The sequence below is a fragment of the Fimbriimonas sp. LA-C6 genome (assembly GCF_055398105.1).
Genome location: NZ_AP038796.1, coordinates 1,681,617 through 1,700,969 on the forward strand (window position 1 = coordinate 1,681,617; position 19,353 = coordinate 1,700,969).

Below are 19,353 nucleotides of genomic sequence, written 5' to 3' on the forward strand. Positions count from 1 at the left end.
GAGGATTGGGAAGGAAAAAGCAGTATCTAGCCCAATTCGAAAGCTAGATCATTCTTGTTGCCGCTGCAAGTATCGACCAAAGGCTGAAGAATTCCGCCCGTGACAGAGATCTGCAATGCAGGGCAGTTCACGATCGGCTGGTGAGAAGACCACCAGAAATCGGGCTTCCCAGGCACAATGCTTGCCGAGTCGTCCTCAGAGATCTGGATCCAATACTGCTGCCCAGGTACCGGGCTAAACGCTGTCGGTAAATTGGAGAAGAACTTGTAAACGTTCTTCCCCATACAGTCGACGCCGACCAACTCGGCCTGCGGAATCACACAAGCCTGATAAACCACGGCAGTCAAAAGAGGCCGACACGCAGCAGGGTCGGGCTTGTAAAACGCAATGTGATACCGCCGATTCAACTGGGCAGTAGCAGATACAGATCCCCACCAGTTCACCTTCGTCATGGCAGCCGTGGTTGGCCACTTAAACTCATCCAACGCAATGAACGACACGTTGGTAGGAGTGGCACAAGCCTTCACTCGAGACTCCCACGAAGGAAGTTTGGGTGTCCAAGGCTGCGACACAAACTGACACATGGCACTGGCTGATGCCAACGCAAAACAAAATCCGGCTATAACACGTTTCATTTGAAGCTCCTGTGATTCAAAACTAAGTAACCAAATATTGGGTACTTTTATTAAATCACAGAAACTCTTGAAACATTATAAATAAGTACGTAAATTTAACACTATCCACCCGTGGCGAAGCCAGGATAGCAGGTCATCGCACCATCCACAAACAACGTGATGCCATTCACATAGTCCGACTCGTCCGAAGCCAGCCAAACCGCCGCCCGACCAATATCAGGAGTCTCCCCCACCCGTCGATAAGGAATCAGGTTCAAAAGCTCTGCCTCAGCCTCGGGAGTCTCCCAAGCAGACCGGTTGATGGGGGTCTTAATTGCCCCCGGCCCAATGCTGTTGACCCGAATGTGCTGCGGACCGTACTCCTGCGCCAAGGTCTTCATCAACATCAAAATGCCGCCCTTAGAGGCCGCATAGTTCGCATGCCCTCCCCAAGGAATCACCTCGTGGACGCTACTCATGCAAACAATCTTGCCCGTGGCACGAGAAATCTCCGGCTTAATCCCACGCCGTAAAAACTCCCGAATCGCCTCCCGAGCGCACAAAAACTGCCCCGTCAGGTTCACGCCCAACACAAAGTTCCACTGGTCAAGCGTCATCTCATGGAAAGCAGCATCCTTCTGAAGCCCAGCATTGTTGATCAAGATATCGATGGTCCCAAACTCAGCAAACATCTGCTGAAACATCGCCTGGACCTCGTCTTCCTTGCTCACATCTGCCTGGATCGCAATCGCCTCGCCCCCAGCCGACCGAATGTCATCGACAATGGCCTGCGCAACCTCTGGCTTAGAAACGTAGTTCACCACCGTCTTCGCACCTGCAGCGGCCAAGTACCGCGCCACGCTCTCGCCGATCCCGGAATTGGCACCCGTCACAAGCGCCGCCTGCCCCTTCAAAGGCTGGTGGGGATAGTTCGCCACAATCTCTTGCTGATTAAAGTTAAAACTCATGGTTACTCCGTAGTGGTGTAGTGAACGTACATCGACTGCATCCCGATCCGTCCCGGCCCCGTGAACCGGTTGAAAACTAACTGCCCGGCACTCGCAAAAAGACTGGTCCCCAGCCGCTGAATGGTGGTGTCCATCTGCACGGTCCGATCCTTATAAATCCATCCGCCTGGCTCAATATCGATCTGCTCGCCAGCCTGAAGCGTGATCTCAAACACGTTCCCATACCCGTGAATCCACAAGATCCCCTCGTGCCCCGTGCAGGTAAATGTGTCCACAAAGAGCCCCGTCCCGGAGAACATCACATTGGCAAACCCCTTCACCCGAGAGAATGAATAGTCCAGAGTCGCGGTCGCAGCCAGCCACTGATGCTCGCGAACATCAATCGACTCCCCTGCCCCCAAGTGGATGCCAAAAACATGCCCGGCCCCATCACGGCTAAACCCAACACGCCCGACCCCTTCGGTCTCAACCATCACCAAAGGCATCCCGGCAATCGCCCGCTTAAAAGCCCCCCGCAAAGGCTTCACCCCAATGTTCAGGCCAGGGTCTTTCCAAAGCAAAATGTGGTGCTCAAAATAGACCGGATTAGCCCCGACCTCAAGAGCCAAAACAGGTACCAGTTCGCCCTGGATGTGATAGGTGACATTCGCAAACGTCTCGTCTTGAACGTTCGTGGGTTTTAATGTAGGAACCGCCATAGTTTCTCCGCCGCAATCAAGCGCTAGCCCAGAGCTTAGCAATACTCAAACTGTGACGGAAGACCTTAGGTTGCAAATAACTCTGTTTGGCACCTAAGACGGGTGTGCCTAGACAACTGGGAGCGATGTACTTGGCCCGATCTCCCATCTTGAGCCTTTGAGATCGGCTTGGGAGATCGGACCAGAGAGAGGATTAGACTAGGCGACCAGCCCAGCGGGTGGCGTTGTAGATGACCTTGCGTACGTGGTCGTTAAAGTAAGTGGGATAAGTCTCGTGGCCGGGGCGGAAGTAGAACACACGGCCCTTGCCTTCACCCTGATTCACGCCTTTTCCAGGACCCGATGTGAAGGCGGGGTCAATGCCGTCTCCGACTGTCCAGCAGATGCCGCTGGGGAAGGTTTCGTTTCCTACTGAGAACAGAGATTGGAATACGAGTGTTTCGCAAGGAGGAACGTCGAATGGAGAACCGTACATCTCTTCTGCTTCCAGCACAAAGTCAGAAACACCCTCAGCGATAGGATGCCACGGAGCGCAAACGCGGATCGTCTCACTGTCGTCTGCCTCGCGCCAGCCACCTTTAAGATGTCCAGTCGCTCCCAAAACCTGCTTGAAAGTCTTAGAATAGTGACCGCTGTGCAAACAGATGAAGCCCATACCGCCCTTTTGAACACGCTCTTTCACACGCTCAGCAAGAGAGTCTTCCACCTCGCCGTGCCGCGCGTGGCCCCACCAGAGGAGTACATCGGTGGAATCCAGCAAGGATTGAGGAACGCCCTGCTCCGCCTCGTCGAGGTGAGCGGTTGTCACTTTGAATTGACCCGACGCATCCAGCTTCTGAAGACCTTCCGCAATAGCCCCTCGAAGGCCATCAGGATAAAGCTCTTTAGGAGCGTGGGCAGGGTTCTCATCCCAGACCAGGATGTTGATTACACGCGATGTTTCCATGAACGTCCAATTTTAGACATTAATAATGCGTCGATGCGCCCGTCCGGGCTATGCTTTGCGAAAATTACTGAGTAAGTTAAGGAACTACCAATGATGCTATGCTCTCTCCTCCTGTTGGCCGGTCAGTCCGGGACAACTGTATATCTAGATAACCTAGACCTTCGTGCAATGGAAGTAGGTTGGAACTCCCCTGGGAAGTCCAAATCCATCGAAGGCAATCCTCTTTCCATCCATGGCACCAAGTTCGAGCGCGGTGTTGGCAGTCATGCCAACAGCGAAATGATGGTGAAGCTCAACAAGAACGCCACCCGATTCACCGCACGCGTCGGCGTAGACGACGACACCAAGGGCCGGGGCAGCGTTCAGTTCCTAGTCTTCGTGGATGGCGCCCTGAAAGTTGACACTGGAGTCATGAAGTCTGGCGATGATGCAAAGAGCATCGATCTAGATCTGAAGGGAGCGAAAGATATCCGACTCGTGGTCAAAGACGGCGGAGACGGCATCGACTACGACCACGCCGACTGGGCAGACGCCAAGTTCGAAGTGATCGACGCCAAAAAGTCGGTTCAATCCTTCGTGATCCCGCCAGAGCCGACCATGCCGATCGCGCCGCTGGACCTCAACAAAGTCCAAATTCACGGCCCAAGAGTTTACGGCTGCCAGCCAGGTAGCCCATTCATCTACCGAATTCCAGCCACCGGTAAAGGCAAGCTCACTTACAAAGCGGAGGGCCTCCCTGAGGGTCTCTCGCTCAACGGTAACGTCATCACCGGAAAGGTTCTGAATCCAGGAACCAGCCGAGTCACCCTCACGGTGAAAGGCTCAACCGGCACCGACACACGAGAACTCAAGCTCGTCTGCGGACGCCGCAAGCTCTCCCTCACACCGCCCATGGGCTGGAACTCATGGAACGTCTGGGGCACGACCGTCACCGCAGATAAAGTCCGAGCCTCCGCCGACTCCTTCGAGCAGAGCGGATTTGCGAACTACGGTTACTCCTACGTCAACATCGACGACGCATGGGAAGGATCAAGGGACGCCAACGGCGAACTCATGACCAACGAGAAGTTCGGCGACATGGCCGCTCTCGCAACCTATGTCCACTCCAAGGGTCTCAAACTCGGTATCTACTCCTCACCTGGCCCCAAGACCTGCGCAGGCTACGAAGGCTCCTACAAGCACGAGCTTCAAGACGTCATGTCCTACGCCAAATGGGGCATCGACTACCTCAAGTACGACTGGTGCTCCTACGGAGAAATCAGCCGCGGCGAGAACCTCTACGAACTCCAAAAGCCCTACATCGTGATGCGAGACGCACTCGACCAGGCACCAAGAGATATCGTTTACTCACTCTGCCAATACGGCATGGGCGATGTCTGGAACTGGGGCGGGAAGATCGGCGGCAACGCCTACCGAACCACCGGTGACATCACCGACACCTGGGACAGCATGAGCGGAATCGGTTTCATCCACTCCGACCGTGCCATCGGTGCAGCTCCAGGCCACTGGAACGACCCAGACATGCTCGTCGTAGGCAAGCTTGGCTGGAGCGGAAGCCCACGCCCAACCAGACTCTCTGGAAACGAGCAGATCACCCACATCACCCTCTGGTCGATGCTTGCTGCACCGCTGCTGATCGGTTGCGACATGACCCAGGTCGATGACTTCACTAAGCGAGTTCTCATGAACCACGACGTGATCGAGGTCGACCAAGATGCTCTCGGAAAAGCCGCCACAAGGATCTCCCAAAAAGGCGAACTCGAAGTCTGGACCCGCCCCCTTGCAGATGGCACCACCGCAGTCGCCTTCTTCAACCGATCGCGAGTCAAGGCGAAGATCTCAGTCAAATGGTCCGAACTAGGTCTCAAAGGCGACCAACCCGTCCGAGACCTCTGGCAACGCAAAGACCTCGGTCTCAAGACCGGTGGTTTCTCTGCAACGGTAGCCGGCCACGGAGCAACCCTCTACAAAGTCGGCCAAAGTCAGTAATCTAACAGCAAGCTGCCCCTCTGATCTTATGATCGGAGGGGCAGTCTCTTTTCTCGGATTCCCTGCCAGGGTTTTATGCGTTCTTCTTGCGTCGGCGAAGAATAGCCAGGGCACCAAAACCAAGCGCTGCCATGGTGGCAGGCTCTGGGACCGCCTGTGGGGCGAAGTTGTAACCTACTGCGTCGAGAGCGGTCCACTCAGCGACCCCTAAGTCTGGGTGGCTGCCTGCTGTACCAATCCAATCCTGAACCTGAGGGTTTGCACCGGGTGCCCAGTCGCCCCAGTCTCCGTCCGTGCGTTGATACTGGTTATATTCGACGACATTTGTCTTACCGTCCAGCGAGAAATAGGCGTGCTGCGAAGTGTCCGTCGTGTAGCTGCGGTTTCCGTTTCCGTCGTATCGGAACATGTCGACTGCCCAAGGACCCGAGAATTCGAGACCGGAGATGGTGCCTAGCCCTTCGTCGATCTCGTGAGAGACCACCGACAAGAGATCGTAGTGGCTCGGGTCGGTTACCACTCCATGCTGGAGATTCATGATCGACGTGTTTAGACTGATCGTGCTGTCTGTTCCTGCGAAGGTGGTCAGTCCAAGAGCGCGAGCATTTGCGGTTGAGAGCAGTACATTCTGGCTTCCATTAACGGGGTTTGTCGCTTGAAGAGGAAGATGAGCCAGTGCAATGGCATCGTTGGGGCTGAAGGCGTTGTTTGCAAGCGCTGCGCGGAAAGCCGTGTAGCTCACCGTTCTGAATTGGGTAGAGCTGGAACCAAGGCCGCCACCCTTCTGGAACCGAAGGTGTACGGTGATGTTGTTGGTGATCTTTGATTCATAAACAGCGATCGCCTGATTGATCGTTGCCTTAATTTGCGCCGAGTTTGGGTCGGAGTTGATGCCGGTCGAGAACTCGGGGATGATATCGATATTAGCTCGGGCTGGAGCTGCAAAAAGAAGAGTCGCAGCGCTGAGCGCAACTGCGGTTAAGAGCTTATTTGAATGCATTCTAAAAGGGATCTCCTATGATCAATGACTCTCGATCAGACCCTAAGAGGATCCATCAAATCACAGGTTCCAGCATAAACGTGAAAGCGCAGGTCAGTGTCTGGTATGTATACGGGTTCAAATACTCACTTCATGCCGCTTGTCGCAATTCCCTGAATGAACAGCTTCTGAGCGCAGAAAAAGACCACTACGACAGGCAAGATCACAATCAGAGAAGCAGCCATCAGGAGGTTCCAGGAAGTCCCGCCTGCCTGGCTCTTGTAAGCCTCAAGACCCAGCGCGAGCGTAAAGGTGTTCTGATCTACCAGATAGATCAGAGGCCCTAGGAAGTCGTTCCAGGTCCCCATGAATGTGAACAGTGCGACCACCGAGAGCGCAGGCTTGGCCATCGGCATGATGATGTTGAGGAAGATCCGAAACTCTGAGCAGCCGTCGATCTTAGCGGCTTCTGACAGCTCCATGGGAATGGTCAAAAAGAACTGTCTGAGCAGGAAGATAAAGAAGGCCGACCCAAACCAAGCGGGAGCCCAAAGCGGCCGAAAAGTGCCGATCCACCCCAAGTATTTGAACATTGAGAAGGTGGGGACCATCAAGACTGGAAACGGCACCATCATAGTGGCCAGCGTGATGCCGAAGAACAGGTCGCGACCTTTCCATTTCAGGCGGGCAAAGGCGTAGGCCACGAGTGCGTTGGAGAACACGGCCCCAGCCACCGTCAGCAGCGTGATGATGAGGGTATTGCGGCCGTAAACCAAGAACGGAATGAATCCTAGCTTCTCTCGCCCGTAAGTCACTGCATCGGGGAAGTTGCGCCACTGCGGACTTGCGGGGATGTACTTTGGCGGGCTCACCATCGTCTCCGGAACTGTCTTGAGAGAGGTGGACAGCATCCAGAGCAACGGCGCGACACATGCCAGCGAGATCAGGATGAGAAGCACGTGGGTAACGGTCAGTTTGAGGAGCTTTTGTTGTTTCATGTTTAACTCCTGTCGTAGTGCACGTGCTTGTTGGACAACTTGATGGAGACCAAGGTCAGTGCAAGTGTGATAAAGAACATGATCCAGCCCATGGCGCTTGCGTAGCCCATGCGCTGGTACTGGAAGGCGTTGTCGAAGAGGTAGCTGGTGAAGAAGTATGTGGACCGAGCAGGCGCTCCTGCAGGAAACATGACATATGGCAGCGCAAAGACCTGCAGCGCGCCGATGATGCCCATGATCACGTTGAACAGAATGACGGGTGAGATCATGGGCAGGGTGACGGCTTTAAGCTTCATCCAGCTCTTTGCGCCGTCTAACTCCGCAGCCTCGTAAAGCGAGACGGGTACGTCTTGTAGACCAGCGAGGTAGATCACCATGGCGTTGCCTGCGCCCCACATCGCGATGATCACGAGGGTGACTTTCGCCCAGAAGGGATCGCCGAGCCAGTTTGGTGGAGCCACTCCGATCTTGCGGATCGCTTCGTTCAACAGGCCGTATTCGCCGTTAAACACCCACAGCCACAGCACGCCGAGAGCCACGTTGGGTACCAGGCAGGGCACATAGAAGAGGGTCCGGTAGATCGCCATGCCACGCACCTTGGTGTTCAGCAGCAGGGCCATGCCGATGGCGACGATGGTGCTGAGGGGTACCGTTGAACACACGAAGATGAGCGTGTTCTTGAGGGTGACGTGAAAGACCTCGTCTTGGGCAAGCTCAGTGTAGTTCGCCAGTCCCACCCAACGCGGCGACTTCAAAACGTTGTAGCTGGTGAAGCTGAAGTAGAGTGAAGCCAGCAATGGATAGCCCATGAAGATGGCAAAGCCGAGTGCCCATGGAGCGACGAAAAGGTAAGCAACGTTGATGTTCCGCTTCACTCGCCGATCGCCTCTTGTTGCTTGTATCGTTCGTAAGCTGCTGACATCCTGGTCTGTACGTTGTTCAGGGCCTCTTGCGGAGTTTTTTGGCCGAGGTTGATCACTTCAAATGCGTTGTTCATCTCAGCCTGTAGTTGATTCCAGATGCCGATTTTGGGAGCTGTGGTTCCATTGGGAGAGCGAGCCAGCCGATCGAATAGCCGGATGTACTTGTTGCGGTGCTTGCTGAAAAACTCGTCGCTGACTGCAACCAGTGGCGAGTTCTTCCCATGAAGGGAGCAGAGCTTCTCCATCACCTTCTGCTGCTGGACATAGCGGATGAACTCCCAGGCCTCCTTGACATGCTTAGAACCCTTGGGGATCACGAGCGTGTCCAGGCCAAGGAATGTGGAGTCTTTGAGATCAGGGCGGTCCTGCGGAATGGGGAACGGCACTGCGTACCAGTCGAGCGAAGGGCTGTACTTCTGGATGAAGTTGCTCATCCAGACGCCCTGTAGCTCACATGAGACTTTGCCGGACAAGAATGCGTTTTGCGGAGAGGCGAAGGTGCCGAGGCCACTGGTGAAATTGTGAACCGCTGTGGCGCCGTATTTCTTGGAGTACGACGCCACCCACTCGAAAGCGCGAACGTTCTCGGGACTGTTGACGGTGAGCTTCTCGCCATCGAACAGCTTGCCACCAAACACGTTCCCCCAGCCCCAGTTCCACCAGCCCGGTTCGGCCTGAAGGAATCCGGAGAGGATGATGCGCCCATCCTTTCGAATCGTCACCTTGTCGGCGAGCTTGTCTAGCTCTTCGATCGTCTTCGGGAAGTTCTCAGGTTCTTTATATTCCGCCGGCATGAGGGCACGGTTCACGTGCATCGCTGAGTCCACGGGAGTGCTGGGCATTCCAATGAGTCGTCCGCGGTGGGTGATCATGTCCCAATAACCGGGGATGTACTGGGATTCGCGGATGCCGCTCTCGGCGGCCAGATCGGTGAGGTCCGTCAGCGCGTTTGCGTTGGCGTACTCTGTCATCGGCTCGTTGGCCAGTCCGGCAATATCGGGTGGATTTCCCCCAGAGGTCGCCAACAGGGTTTTGGTCATGATCCCTGAGATGCTGAGGTACTTGACGAAAATCTTGTCTTGAGATTGGTTGAAGTCGGCAACTATGGCGCGCATGGCGTCGTCTTCAAATCCCGTCCATTTTTCCCAATACACAACGACCGTTCGGTCTTTTCGATCTTGTCTCTGGACAACGCTTTCGCTCATCCAAAGCGTGAAGGCGAGCGCACTGACTCCGAGGATGGTCGAGACCGTGCCCAACTTGATCAATCGTAACTCTCCGCTGAGATCATCTTCATTTATCTAGCTCAGTCGCGCTGCGTGCCTGACTTGAGGGTCTATATTACGGCTAATTGGCGATTTAAGCGAGGTTTTCTGCATACAAAATCGGAATCTCTTGGAGGCTCCGAGAGATGTACAAGACACCATCCTATCGAAAAGCGCCGCGAAGATGAAAGGATAATTTGTTATCTGTGCGCTTATCGCTGAGTTCGGCGCAAGCCCATGCGTCGTCGCTCGATGAGTGCGCGGGCTTGGGCCATGGTTTCTAGGAGGGCGATATCGGTTTCGGCCACGCCCATGCCGCGAAGGATCTCCAGTTGGCGGTCGCTAGGTGCTTTTTCGCGCCAGCGGGCATCTGCTTTCACGATGGGGGCGGCATCCGACCAGGTGAGTCGAATCATCCGATCGGCTTCATCGAAAGCCTTTTCAAGCGAATCCCCGAGTGGGACTTTCATGGGGGCCACCATGGAGCTGCTTAGTTCGATGTGGAATCTTCCCAGCTCGTCGCAGCTGAGGGCAGCGGAGCGGCCTTTCTCCATGGAGCTGTCGCCGCACGGAAGGTAGTACTTGCCATCGCCCACCTTCATCCAGGCGAGGCGGCTGACGCTGACGATCTCTTCGGGGATGCTGAGTTCCTTGATGAGGTCAACTTCACTCAGGACAGTCGTAAGGTCGTCCCAGTTTGTTTGCCTCTTGAACATCGCTGCCCGACGCGTCGGCTCGAGCTCTTCGACACGTTCTGCTGCCGTGAAGAGGCTGTTTCCTTCGAGGTCGAAATCGGGGGGGAGGCCAACGAGTCCCGCGAGGCTTGCCGGTGCGGACTTGGGCTTGGGTTTTTCCTCTTCTTCTTTCTCGGGTGGTTCGTTGAGTCCGAACTCTTTGCTCGCATCGACGACGTCGATGACGATGCAGTTTGGTTTGGCGCTGTTGAGAATCGCCCGCCTTCGTTCTTCCGGAGTGGGGATGCCGTCGGTTACACCGGGGAGTGTTCGGACTCCGCGTCCGGCCATCTGTGCGTACAGTGCCCAAGACTGGGTGGGCCGAAGCATGAGGACGCAGTCGGTTTCGGGGAGGTCCACTCCTTCGGTCGCGACGTCGACGTTTACGAGCACTTGGGTGCGTCCATCGCGGAAGCGGCTCATCACGCCTTCGCGCATTTCGGACTTCATGGTGCCATCGACGTGCTCGGCGCTGACGCCGTTATTTCGGAATAGCTCGGCCACGTCTTTGGCGTGCTGAATGTCGACGCAGAAGATGATGGTCCTACAGTCTTTGGCCACGTCCCCCCAGTGTTTGAGGGCGACGTGGTTGCGAGCTTCCGTGTTCACTGCTCGTGCAAGCTGACCTTGGTTGTAGTCTCCACCGACTGTCTTGACGTGGCTTAAGTCGATCTCGGTGGCGACTCGATATCCCCGCAGGTCTACCAGCCAACCTTCACGTACGGCATCGCGAAGACCGAAGCGGAACACGACGTCTTCAAAGATGGCACCCACTTCGCCGTGAAGTGGCTTGTTGTCCATCCGGTGATCGGTGGCGGTCACCGCGAGGGTGAAACAGGTGCCCTCATAGGAGCCGAAGCGTCGCATCACGTTCTGCCAGGTGTCGGCAGGCGCATGGTGCCCTTCGTCCATGATCATGAGTCCTGGGTGGAACCAGTTCAGCCGCTTGGTTTCCGGACGACCGATTGTTTGAACTCCCGCAACGACCACGTTGGATTCGAAGGGAGCCATCTGGTCGCCTCCTTCTATTCCCACTTGGAGCCGAGGGGCGGTAAGAGAGATACGCTTTGCAGCCTGTTGCAGAAGCTCTTGGCGGTGGGCCACTACAAGCGCGGGGGCTGCGTAAGACCGCTCGAACTCATCGACAAGGGAGGCGAAGACCGTGGTCTTGCCACAGCCCGTGGCCATCACGACCATGACCCTGTTAAGTCCACGATCTTTGGCGGCTAAAACAGCGGATTTTGCCTTCGCTTGGTAGTCCCGCAGAACGATCTGTGGAATCTCACCTGGTACGACTAAGTCGTTCTCACCAAACAACCCGTAGGCCATTTATTGCCTGCTCCGGGATGGACTGGGAGGTGAGAAAAGCGGCATGTGACAACCCGGAAAGAAGCTTCTTCGGGATTGTAAGTGTGACACAGAACGGGAGGGCGCTATGCCTCACAAGACACGATTCGGAACTTGCAATGCAGTTCTCCGCAACATGGGTGATGCAAGTCACTTGCTGAGCGGTCCACGTGTGGCGGTAGGCACAAAAAGGGATGTTTGCACTTTTTTACCCTCCGGAAATACCAAATTGCGCGATGAATGCGCATGAAAACATACTAGGAGCAATATTGGTTTTTTTAACACACTTTTGCAGAAAGTGTGGCAATATGACGCCACATATCTAGGAAGGCAATACCACTGGGGGTGCCTGAGCAGATGTTGTTTTTTGCCTTGTATTTTCTTTTTGAGAGGGGTTTACAAAATGCTGCGTGTGTCGCAACTTTTTGATGTCTTGTGCTGCGGCTTTTGGCGTGCTCAGCGTTGTGCCAAGAAGAGCTTCACATTAACTGCTTCTTTGTGCGCAGTTAATGAACTGCGCTTGATCTCTGGGTTATGACTTTTTGTCATTGACCGATAAGTAGAACGCGCCCAGACACATACGACTTGTTAGTATGTTGAACGCACCCTTGCGTACATTCCTCCCACTATTGCGGATTAATTGACTGCAAAGACATGGTGAAATCCATGCTTGTATATGGATTAAATTTAGCGTGCTGTTGTTTTGTATTCCTGCTATGCGGGAAAAGTGCACTTAAGTAACGTGAATTCTGAAAGTGACAGGAAATGAAGAGATTAAGAATACATGCTTGTTTTCTCGCGACCGCGCTTCTTGCGGGTCTGAGCTCAGCTTCCACCATCCTTTGGGGTAGCGAAACCGCTGTTCCGGGCACCACTATCAATATAGTTGGAAGTGACTTTCTCCCTACCACAAAGATTAAAGCCGTTTATTTGAATGAATTTGGCGGGGAATCCTCCGGCTCCGTGATACTCAACAACATCAATCCAGTGGGTGTTGGAGCACGACCAAGCCAGCTGATCCAGGCCCAGCTTCCGTCGTATATGAAGCCTGGAATGTATCGGGTCTGCGCGGTGGATGGGACGACGAATAGCAACTCCATCTTTGTGAACAAAGCTCGACCTATAATGTGTGATGCAAAGGTTGCCCAGGCTGGAGCTACGATTCACGTGTATGGTCGGAACATGACGTTGGCTGGCACTACTGCGGCGCCTAAGGTCCGATTTGTGGATGCGAATGGGAACTCACTATTCGGGACGGTTACAGCTTCAACGCCGCTTAGGTTAGACGTTGTGGTTCCGACAGGTCTGAAAGACGGGACTACGTACACACCCTACGTGAATAATGGGGCCGGACAGGGGCTCGAAGTTGCTTGTCCACCGGTGGTCTACTCAGCCAGCACCTCTGATCCCCTCGGTGTGGGTGGGATTTGGGCACCCTACTTTTCTCCCATCAACACGGGGTTTGTTTACGACGTGACCACTGCTCCGACAAACCTTGCAGATCGCATGACTGGGGATGGCACTCCGGCAGATGCCGCGCGACTGCGAAAGGCCATCGCCTTCGTTGCCGCTCAGCCGAACGGCGGCATTGTGTACATCCCCGCTGGCACCTATAACATTGGTGATGGTAACGCTATTGAGCTCCTATCCAAGGTGATCATCAAGGGCGCAGGGCTGGGTGTAACTATCCTCAAATGTGGAACTCAGTACACCCCATCGAATCTTCCGACTCCGTACAGTAATGTCTTAGTTGTTGCAAATAGCCAGAAGTATTTTGGCTTTTCTGATCTTACTATTCGTAATGACAGCACCGCTGACCCTGCATATCCGGTGTTGATGTTCAAGATTTACAGTAACGCAACGATTAAAAATGTTGTGTTCAAAAATGTGGAATTTGGCTTTAGCGCAGGAAACGGGCTTTCGATTACTCCCGGAGAGAACATTCTTATTTCAGGATGTAGCGTTTCAACCCTCAGCGGTGGAGGAAGCTCTGCGCTGAATGCGACGAATGTCCGTAATCTGCATGTTTTAAATAGCTCGTTTAGGCACAATTTTAGCCGCGATCGGTTCAACTATTCAGACAACGTGGTTGTTCGTGGATGCTATTTTAGCCGTGATGTCACGCAGTCCAAGTATGGTGATTCCGGCGACGTTGATATTAGCTATGCTAGGCAGTTAATGTTTGAAGGTAACACGGTTACCACAACGGGCACCTATCCAGACTTAAGTGACGCACACAATGAGCTACTGCTGTCCCAGTGTGCAGCGGGAACTGCACCAACGACCAAGAATCCCTTTTACTCGGACTACGAGGATTCAGGACAGCTCACCGGGGCCACTGATACCTCGATCACGGACTCAACCAAGAACTGGAGTTCTGCCTCGGCTCCGTGGACCTGCCAAGCCTACGGCTGTCCAGATGCGGCCGGCAACGTTATTCCGAGATCGATCGTCGCTATTGTTGACGGGAGAGGTATGGGGCAGTGGAGAACCATTACAGGCAGAACTGCGACTACGCTCACAGTCGATAGGCCTTGGACTGTTGTTCCGGACTCTACTTCGCTATATTCCATCAACTCCTTTCCTTCGTATCAGCAGTACATTCTTGGAAATACTGTTTCCAACGGTCGAGTCGGGATTGACTTGTATGACGGCGCGATTGATTGTGTGATCGACGGGAATACCCAGATCGATACAGGTTGGTTGCAGGTGCGGGCGAATACGAAGTTCGTCAACGTAGCTGGATGGTCTCCTTCCCGATGTCAGATTGCATGGGGCACGATGGTGAGTAACAACACGTGCAAGACTACTGTTACAACCGGGATGCCTGCAGCTATTTGCTTCAATGTCGCTAATGTGCGGATGCTCACGAATGCGCAGGGCGTGAGTTCATGGGCCGGGTTTGGAGTTCTGATGCTTGCGAACGAGATGCGATCAAATTCCATTCAGACTGCGGGGCCGACCTTCTACAATAGTGCCGCTGGTAACCGCGACGGTTACTGGATCCAGATTCAGAACACCCAGGCGACGCAGACTTTCATGTATGCAAACTTAGGGTCGATCTTCTTGGACAACTTTGCATCGGTGCAATATCCGTCCATGCCGATCTCAGTGAGTGCCTCTCAAGTGACGAGCGCGAGCTATCCCTAGTTTTGTTAGCGGCAGGGTGCGGCATTTGCAGCGCTCTGCCCCGGTCTTAACATCCTTTGCGCCCCATAGGGGCTAGGGAGTTTAGAGGATGGACATTCTGTCGTGCCTTCAGATCTCATTTGTTTGGGGTTGTTTTCCCAGAGCTTACGCAGCCGGCTTGACGGTTTTTCAGACCTCTTGAAGGGGTTGGTTCTCGTTGAGAGTCGGAGGCTCCTGGCAACCCATTGGGGTTGCGGCGAATTCGGTACAGGGGCGGTGTTCTTTGCTCGCATGGAGCGCGCCAATCGGATCTTCAGAGAGTGAGGAAAGGACAGTTTCGTTCCTCGACCGAACCCTCCTAAAACCCGACCTCGACATTGCGTCGTAAGTCGTGGACACCCATTGTTTCTTCTTGGAGAAAGTGGAAATGTTGACAAGACGCAGCTATAGCCGTGGTTTCAAGGTTTCGGTTTGTCAGTTAATTCTTGCAGGCCGCAGTTCTAAAGCTCAGGTGTGCCGTGTGCATCTCCCAGTCCGAACAAACCCCCGTAAGCAACCTACGAAAGCGCGGCTTTAAACCAGGGGTGGGGTGCTGCAAATGCAGCACTTGGGCGGGAACGAAACCGTCCCTTCCTTATTCACCACCCTCCCATCAAAACTGCCAGTTACGCGCTTCACCGCAAGTCTCTCACATGGGAGAATTCATCAATCACTAAGAAAATCCGGTCCAAGCAGCCCTTATGGACCTCCCCAGCTAGTAATATCCTCCCCATGAATAAGAGGCTCGGATCAGCGCTGAATCTGCAGCAATCGGGGCTAATCGTTATTATTCTGCTTCTCGGAGCCGTATTAACGATCTTCGGCGGCCACCACCCAGACCGAATGACCGGTCACGAGGTCAACGGCTTTCTCAACGCATCCACACTCGTCCAACTCTTCACCGACACCAGCTTCTTCGCCATCATGGCCGTGGGAATCACCATGGTCATCATCTCGGGCGGAATCGACCTGTCGGTAGGATCCATCTACGCGCTCAGCGGTGTAGGAATGGCGCTCTTCATGCGCGCCCACCCCGAAGTCCCAACCTTCGTGGCACTCCTCCTCAGCTGCGCCGTCGGAACAGCCGCAGGCTGGCTCAACGGTGTCATGGTCTCCCGCCTCGGTGTGCACCCGTTCATCATCACACTGGGAACCATGTGGGTCTACCGGGGAATCGCCTTCGTTACCACCAAGGCACTCAGCATCTCCGTACCACCCAAACTCACCGACTTCGCCAAGGCAAACCTCGGCCTGCGATCAGACCTCTTCCCGGTCCCCACGGTCATGATGATCGCGGTCGCAATCCTGGGAGCCATCTACCTCAACCAAACAACCTGGGGCAGAAGGATCTTCGCCGTAGGAGGCAACGTCGAGGCATCCCGATACGCGGGTCTCAGAATTGGACGAATCCTCATCGGCGTGTACGTACTCTCGGGCCTCACCGCCGGCCTCGCAGCCTTCATCGGCAGCAGCTTCTACGGCTCAGCAGGCTCCAACGACGCGACAGGATATGAGCTGTACGTCATCGCATCCGCAGTCGTAGGCGGCGCAAGCCTCACCGGCGGACGCGGAAGTGCCATCGGTGCCGTGCTCGGCGCACTGCTTATCGTCATGATTCGTCAAGCAATGCGTACACTGAATCTAGACCAGAATTACGAACTGATCATCATCGGCGTCGCAATCGTGATGGCTGTGGTGTTCGACCGCTGGAATGCAAGAGCTGCAGAACAACGCGCAGCAAGAGCTTAAACGAAACGACCAGGTTTTATCACGAACAGTGAAGTTAAGACAGGAGGACAAGACAATGAAGACTTTTATTAAAGGAATCGGGGCACTCGCCCTAGGTGCAATCTGCTTGGTGGGCTGTGGATCAGGTGGCGACGGTGCTAAGTCCGAAGGCACGTCACCTACCGGTGGCAAAACCGCCGCCAAGTTCAACAAGAAAGAACTGAAGATCACGCTGATCGCAAAGTCGAACGATAACCCAGTGTTCATTTCCGCCGCCGTCGGTGCAAAAGCCGCCGCCGAGAAGTACGGAAAAGACAACAACATCAAGATCATCATCGACAACCAGACACCTGCAACGGAAGACGCTCAGCTTCAAGCTCAGAAGATCGCCGCAGCAACCAACGGAGGAGCCGATGCCATTCTGCTCTCCTGCTCCGATGCTTCCAAGGTCAACACAGCCATCAACGATGCCGTCTCCAAGGGCGTAGCCGTCATGACCTTCGACAGCGACGCACCTGAGTCCAAGCGATTCGCATTCTACGGCGCAGACGACGAAGCAGTGGGCAAGCAGGTCATGAAGGAACTGGCAGCCGTCGGTGGCTCCGGTCAGCTCAACGTAGCGATCCTCGCAGGCAACCAAAACGCTCCAAACCTTCAGCGCCGTTCCAAAGCGGTTATCGAAGAGGCGAAGAACTACAAGAACGTCAAGATTGTCGATACCTACCACCACATCGAGAACCCACAGGACGCTTCCGCGGAAGTAACCAAGGACATGAACGCTCACCCAGAAATCAACGCCTGGGCAATGATCGGAGGATGGCCTCTGTTCAACACAGCGCTCCTGTCGCTGGATCCAAACAAGGTCAAGATCGTCTCCGTAGACGCACTTCCTGCTGAGCTTGCTTACGTCGATAAAGGCGTGGCACCTGTGCTCCTCGCACAACCTGTTTACGACTGGGGCTACAAGTCAGTTGGCTTCATCGTGGACAAGGTCGTACTCGGCAAAGACGTACAAGCCATCAACAAGATGGAACTTGTGAAAGTCACCAAAGACAACCTCAAAGAGTGGGCAAAGACACTCCAGAGCTGGGGCTTCACAGACGTCGATCCTAAGTTCCTCAAATAGTTAGCTCGAAGGCAGCTCACACAGTGGGCTGCCTTCTTCGTCCCAACCGATACCCCGAATGCCAATCCTCTCCGCCCGCAACCTAACCAAGCGTTTTCCCGGCGTCGTCGCGCTCAACAATGTGAGCGTCTCCTTCGAGTCCGGATCCTGCCATGCCCTCATGGGGGAAAATGGCGCGGGCAAGTCCACCCTGGGCAAAGTCCTAGCAGGACTCTACGTGCCCGACGCGGGTGAAGTGGAAGTCGATGGCAAAGTCGTCCATTTCCAGGGTCCACAAGATGCCAGCCACGTAGGCATCGCCATGGTCCACCAAGAACTGCTCTTCGCAGAGAACATGACCGTCGCCGAAAACCTATCGCTGGGAGATATCCCACGTAAAGGCCTCTTCGTCGACTTCAAAGAGATGAACCGACGGGCCGAGGAGTACCTCGCCACGGTAGGCGCCAACATCGACCCCAACACGCGCCTAGGAAGCCTCTCCATCTCCAAACAACAACTCGTCCAGATCGCCGGCGGCATCGGGCGAGGCGCACGAATTCTGATTTTCGACGAGCCAACCAGCTCGCTCTCCAAAGCCGAAACCGACAAGCTGCTCGAACTGATCCAAGACCTCAAATCACGCAACGTAGCCTGTCTGTACGTCTCCCACCGCCTTGATGAAGTGTTCGCCGTCTGCGACACCATCACCGTCTTGCGAGACGGCCAAAAAGTCGATACCGTACAAACCGCCGAAATCACCCGAGACCAACTCGTGAAGATGATGATCGGCCGAGAAGTCCTGTTCGACGTCGCCGACACCTCACAGCACGAAATAGGCGAAGAACTGCTCAACGTCAAGAACCTCAGCAGCCCCAACAAGTTCTCTAACGTCTCCTTCTCGGTCAAGAAAGGCGAGATTGTGGGCCTTGCAGGCCTGGTCGGCGCAGGCAGAACAGAAGTGGTCGAAGCCCTCTTCGGACTCGATCCCATGGCGACTGGTGAAGTCACCGTCCACGGCAAACCGTTCCACCTCGCGGGCCCAATTCAGTCCATGAGGCAAGGCATGGGCCTCGTCCCCGAAGACCGCAAACACCACGGCCTAGTCCTCTCCATGAACGCCCGCGAGAACGTGTCCCTCCCCATCCTGGACGAACTCTCGAAACTCGGCTACGTGAACAAGCCAGACGAGAGGTCCGTAGCGAAGAAGTTCTTTGACCGCATGCGTGTGAAAGCCCCAGGCTTAGACTCCGGCACGCTAGGACTCAGCGGCGGCAACCAACAGAAACTGGTCATCGCCAAGTGGCTCGCAGCCGACTCCGATATCCTCCTCGTAGACGAACCCACGCGGGGTGTCGACGTAGGAGCCAAGGCCGAGATCCACTCGCTCATTCGTGGACTCGCAGCCGAAGGCAAAGCCGTCGTCGTGGTCTCCAGCGACCTCCCAGAACTGCTTGCACTGTCCACCCGCCTGCTCGTCATGCGAGAGGGACAACTCGTGGGTGAACTCCCCGCCAACCCAGGCGAAGAACCGGTCATGCGACTCATGGCTGGCGTTTCCTAAACAAACCATTCAGTGCCGAAAGAAGAACTGCCGCCTTGCCCCCAACGGCGGCGTCCTTCGTGGTGAAAAGACTTACTGGGGGTACAGTTGTCGCGACCATACCCCGGCCCCATTTCGTTGATTAGAATATTAATTTGATCAACTATCAGAACTATATCTCTTAGCGGTTGACAATGTCTAGCCTTGCTCTGAAAATTTCTTGAGGAATCGTGTCGGATCTCCAAAAAAAGCGGGCCATTTTCACAGAAAAACTCTCAAAAACGCCCTGTTTTTGCCTAAAAAAAACCAAATTTTAGTACTATTTTTACAGTCTTTCCGCAAGAATTGTAT

14 protein-coding genes are annotated in these 19,353 nt (G+C 54.6%); 5 read left to right on the forward strand and 9 right to left on the reverse strand.

The window, feature by feature from the left end; translation table 11 throughout:
• Nucleotides 1-26: 26 nt before the first annotated feature.
• The 4 genes from ACZ51B_RS07845 to ACZ51B_RS07860 all read right to left on the reverse strand — a co-directional run bounded on the left by ACZ51B_RS07845 (nucleotide 27) and on the right by ACZ51B_RS07860 (nucleotide 3,226).
• Nucleotides 27-635 (reverse strand): DUF7901 domain-containing protein, encoded by a 609-nt coding sequence (locus tag ACZ51B_RS07845; protein WP_464296683.1) that lies wholly within the window; start codon nucleotides 633-635, stop codon nucleotides 27-29.
• 101 nt (nucleotides 636-736) lie between these two features.
• Entirely contained in the window at nucleotides 737-1,582 is an 846-nt protein-coding gene (locus ACZ51B_RS07850; RefSeq protein ID WP_464296684.1) for an SDR family oxidoreductase, read from the reverse strand.
• A 2-nt stretch (nucleotides 1,583-1,584) separates the two neighbouring features.
• A complete protein-coding gene (locus ACZ51B_RS07855; RefSeq protein WP_464296685.1) occupies nucleotides 1,585-2,280 on the reverse strand; it encodes an AIM24 family protein in 696 nt (231 codons plus the stop codon).
• Between the two features lie 193 nt (nucleotides 2,281-2,473).
• Nucleotides 2,474-3,226: a ThuA domain-containing protein gene (locus tag ACZ51B_RS07860; protein ID WP_464296686.1), complete on the reverse strand. Its 753-nt coding sequence runs from the start codon at nucleotides 3,224-3,226 to the stop codon at nucleotides 2,474-2,476.
• A gap of 90 nt (nucleotides 3,227-3,316) precedes the next feature.
• Between ACZ51B_RS07860 and ACZ51B_RS07865 the strand changes: the two genes are divergently transcribed.
• Complete coding sequence (locus tag ACZ51B_RS07865) at nucleotides 3,317-5,215, forward strand: NPCBM/NEW2 domain-containing protein (RefSeq protein ID WP_464296687.1); 1,899 nt, start codon at nucleotides 3,317-3,319, stop codon at nucleotides 5,213-5,215.
• 73 nt (nucleotides 5,216-5,288) lie between these two features.
• Here the strand turns inward: ACZ51B_RS07865 and ACZ51B_RS07870 are convergent, their stop codons facing one another.
• The 5 genes from ACZ51B_RS07870 to ACZ51B_RS07890 form a co-directional block, all read right to left on the reverse strand.
• Nucleotides 5,289-6,215, reverse strand: coding sequence for an NF038122 family metalloprotease (locus ACZ51B_RS07870; protein WP_464296688.1), 927 nt, complete (start codon nucleotides 6,213-6,215; stop codon nucleotides 5,289-5,291).
• 125 nt (nucleotides 6,216-6,340) lie between these two features.
• The gene (locus ACZ51B_RS07875; protein WP_464296689.1) at nucleotides 6,341-7,192 is read right to left on the reverse strand and encodes a carbohydrate ABC transporter permease; all 852 of its coding nucleotides are present in this window, start codon (nucleotides 7,190-7,192) and stop codon (nucleotides 6,341-6,343) included.
• Nucleotides 7,193-7,194: 2 nt separating this feature from the next.
• A complete protein-coding gene (locus tag ACZ51B_RS07880; protein WP_464296690.1) occupies nucleotides 7,195-8,067 on the reverse strand; it encodes a carbohydrate ABC transporter permease in 873 nt (290 codons plus the stop codon).
• Nucleotides 8,064-9,383, reverse strand: coding sequence for an extracellular solute-binding protein (locus tag ACZ51B_RS07885; protein ID WP_464296691.1), 1,320 nt, complete (start codon nucleotides 9,381-9,383; stop codon nucleotides 8,064-8,066). Before ACZ51B_RS07885 ends, ACZ51B_RS07880 begins: the two co-directional genes overlap by 4 nt.
• A gap of 209 nt (nucleotides 9,384-9,592) precedes the next feature.
• Complete coding sequence (locus ACZ51B_RS07890; RefSeq protein ID WP_464296692.1) at nucleotides 9,593-11,443, reverse strand: DEAD/DEAH box helicase; 1,851 nt, start codon at nucleotides 11,441-11,443, stop codon at nucleotides 9,593-9,595.
• Nucleotides 11,444-12,424: 981 nt separating this feature from the next.
• Here ACZ51B_RS07890 and ACZ51B_RS07895 point away from each other — a divergent pair.
• The 4 genes from ACZ51B_RS07895 (at nucleotide 12,425) to ACZ51B_RS07910 (ending at nucleotide 19,023) form a co-directional block, all read left to right on the forward strand.
• Entirely contained in the window at nucleotides 12,425-14,611 is a 2,187-nt protein-coding gene (locus ACZ51B_RS07895; protein ID WP_464296693.1) for a right-handed parallel beta-helix repeat-containing protein, read from the forward strand.
• A 750-nt stretch (nucleotides 14,612-15,361) separates the two neighbouring features.
• Nucleotides 15,362-16,378, forward strand: coding sequence for an ABC transporter permease (locus ACZ51B_RS07900; protein WP_464296694.1), 1,017 nt, complete (start codon nucleotides 15,362-15,364; stop codon nucleotides 16,376-16,378).
• Nucleotides 16,379-16,433: 55 nt separating this feature from the next.
• Nucleotides 16,434-17,483 carry a substrate-binding domain-containing protein gene (locus ACZ51B_RS07905; RefSeq protein ID WP_464296695.1) on the forward strand — a complete coding sequence of 350 codons (1,050 nt, stop codon included), beginning with the start codon at nucleotides 16,434-16,436 and terminating at the stop codon, nucleotides 17,481-17,483.
• A 58-nt stretch (nucleotides 17,484-17,541) separates the two neighbouring features.
• Nucleotides 17,542-19,023 carry a sugar ABC transporter ATP-binding protein gene (locus tag ACZ51B_RS07910; protein ID WP_464296696.1) on the forward strand — a complete coding sequence of 494 codons (1,482 nt, stop codon included), beginning with the start codon at nucleotides 17,542-17,544 and terminating at the stop codon, nucleotides 19,021-19,023.
• Nucleotides 19,024-19,353: the final 330 nt, after the last annotated feature.

What these genes read in the sequence shown, in the direction of transcription:
- ACZ51B_RS07845 (WP_464296683.1), bottom strand. Translation starts at nt 635, where the DNA reads ATGAAACGTGTTATAGCCGGATTTTGTTTTGCGTTGGCATCAGCCAGT.
- ACZ51B_RS07850 (WP_464296684.1), bottom strand. Translation starts at nt 1,582, where the DNA reads ATGAGTTTTAACTTTAATCAGCAAGAGATTGTGGCGAACTATCCCCAC.
- ACZ51B_RS07855 (WP_464296685.1), bottom strand. Translation starts at nt 2,280, where the DNA reads ATGGCGGTTCCTACATTAAAACCCACGAACGTTCAAGACGAGACGTTT.
- ACZ51B_RS07860 (WP_464296686.1), bottom strand. Translation starts at nt 3,226, where the DNA reads ATGGAAACATCGCGTGTAATCAACATCCTGGTCTGGGATGAGAACCCT.
- ACZ51B_RS07865 (WP_464296687.1), top strand. Translation starts at nt 3,317, where the DNA reads ATGATGCTATGCTCTCTCCTCCTGTTGGCCGGTCAGTCCGGGACAACT.
- ACZ51B_RS07870 (WP_464296688.1), bottom strand. Translation starts at nt 6,215, where the DNA reads ATGCATTCAAATAAGCTCTTAACCGCAGTTGCGCTCAGCGCTGCGACT.
- ACZ51B_RS07875 (WP_464296689.1), bottom strand. Translation starts at nt 7,192, where the DNA reads ATGAAACAACAAAAGCTCCTCAAACTGACCGTTACCCACGTGCTTCTC.
- ACZ51B_RS07890 (WP_464296692.1), bottom strand. Translation starts at nt 11,443, where the DNA reads ATGGCCTACGGGTTGTTTGGTGAGAACGACTTAGTCGTACCAGGTGAG.
- ACZ51B_RS07900 (WP_464296694.1), top strand. Translation starts at nt 15,362, where the DNA reads ATGAATAAGAGGCTCGGATCAGCGCTGAATCTGCAGCAATCGGGGCTA.
- ACZ51B_RS07905 (WP_464296695.1), top strand. Translation starts at nt 16,434, where the DNA reads ATGAAGACTTTTATTAAAGGAATCGGGGCACTCGCCCTAGGTGCAATC.
- ACZ51B_RS07910 (WP_464296696.1), top strand. Translation starts at nt 17,542, where the DNA reads ATGCCAATCCTCTCCGCCCGCAACCTAACCAAGCGTTTTCCCGGCGTC.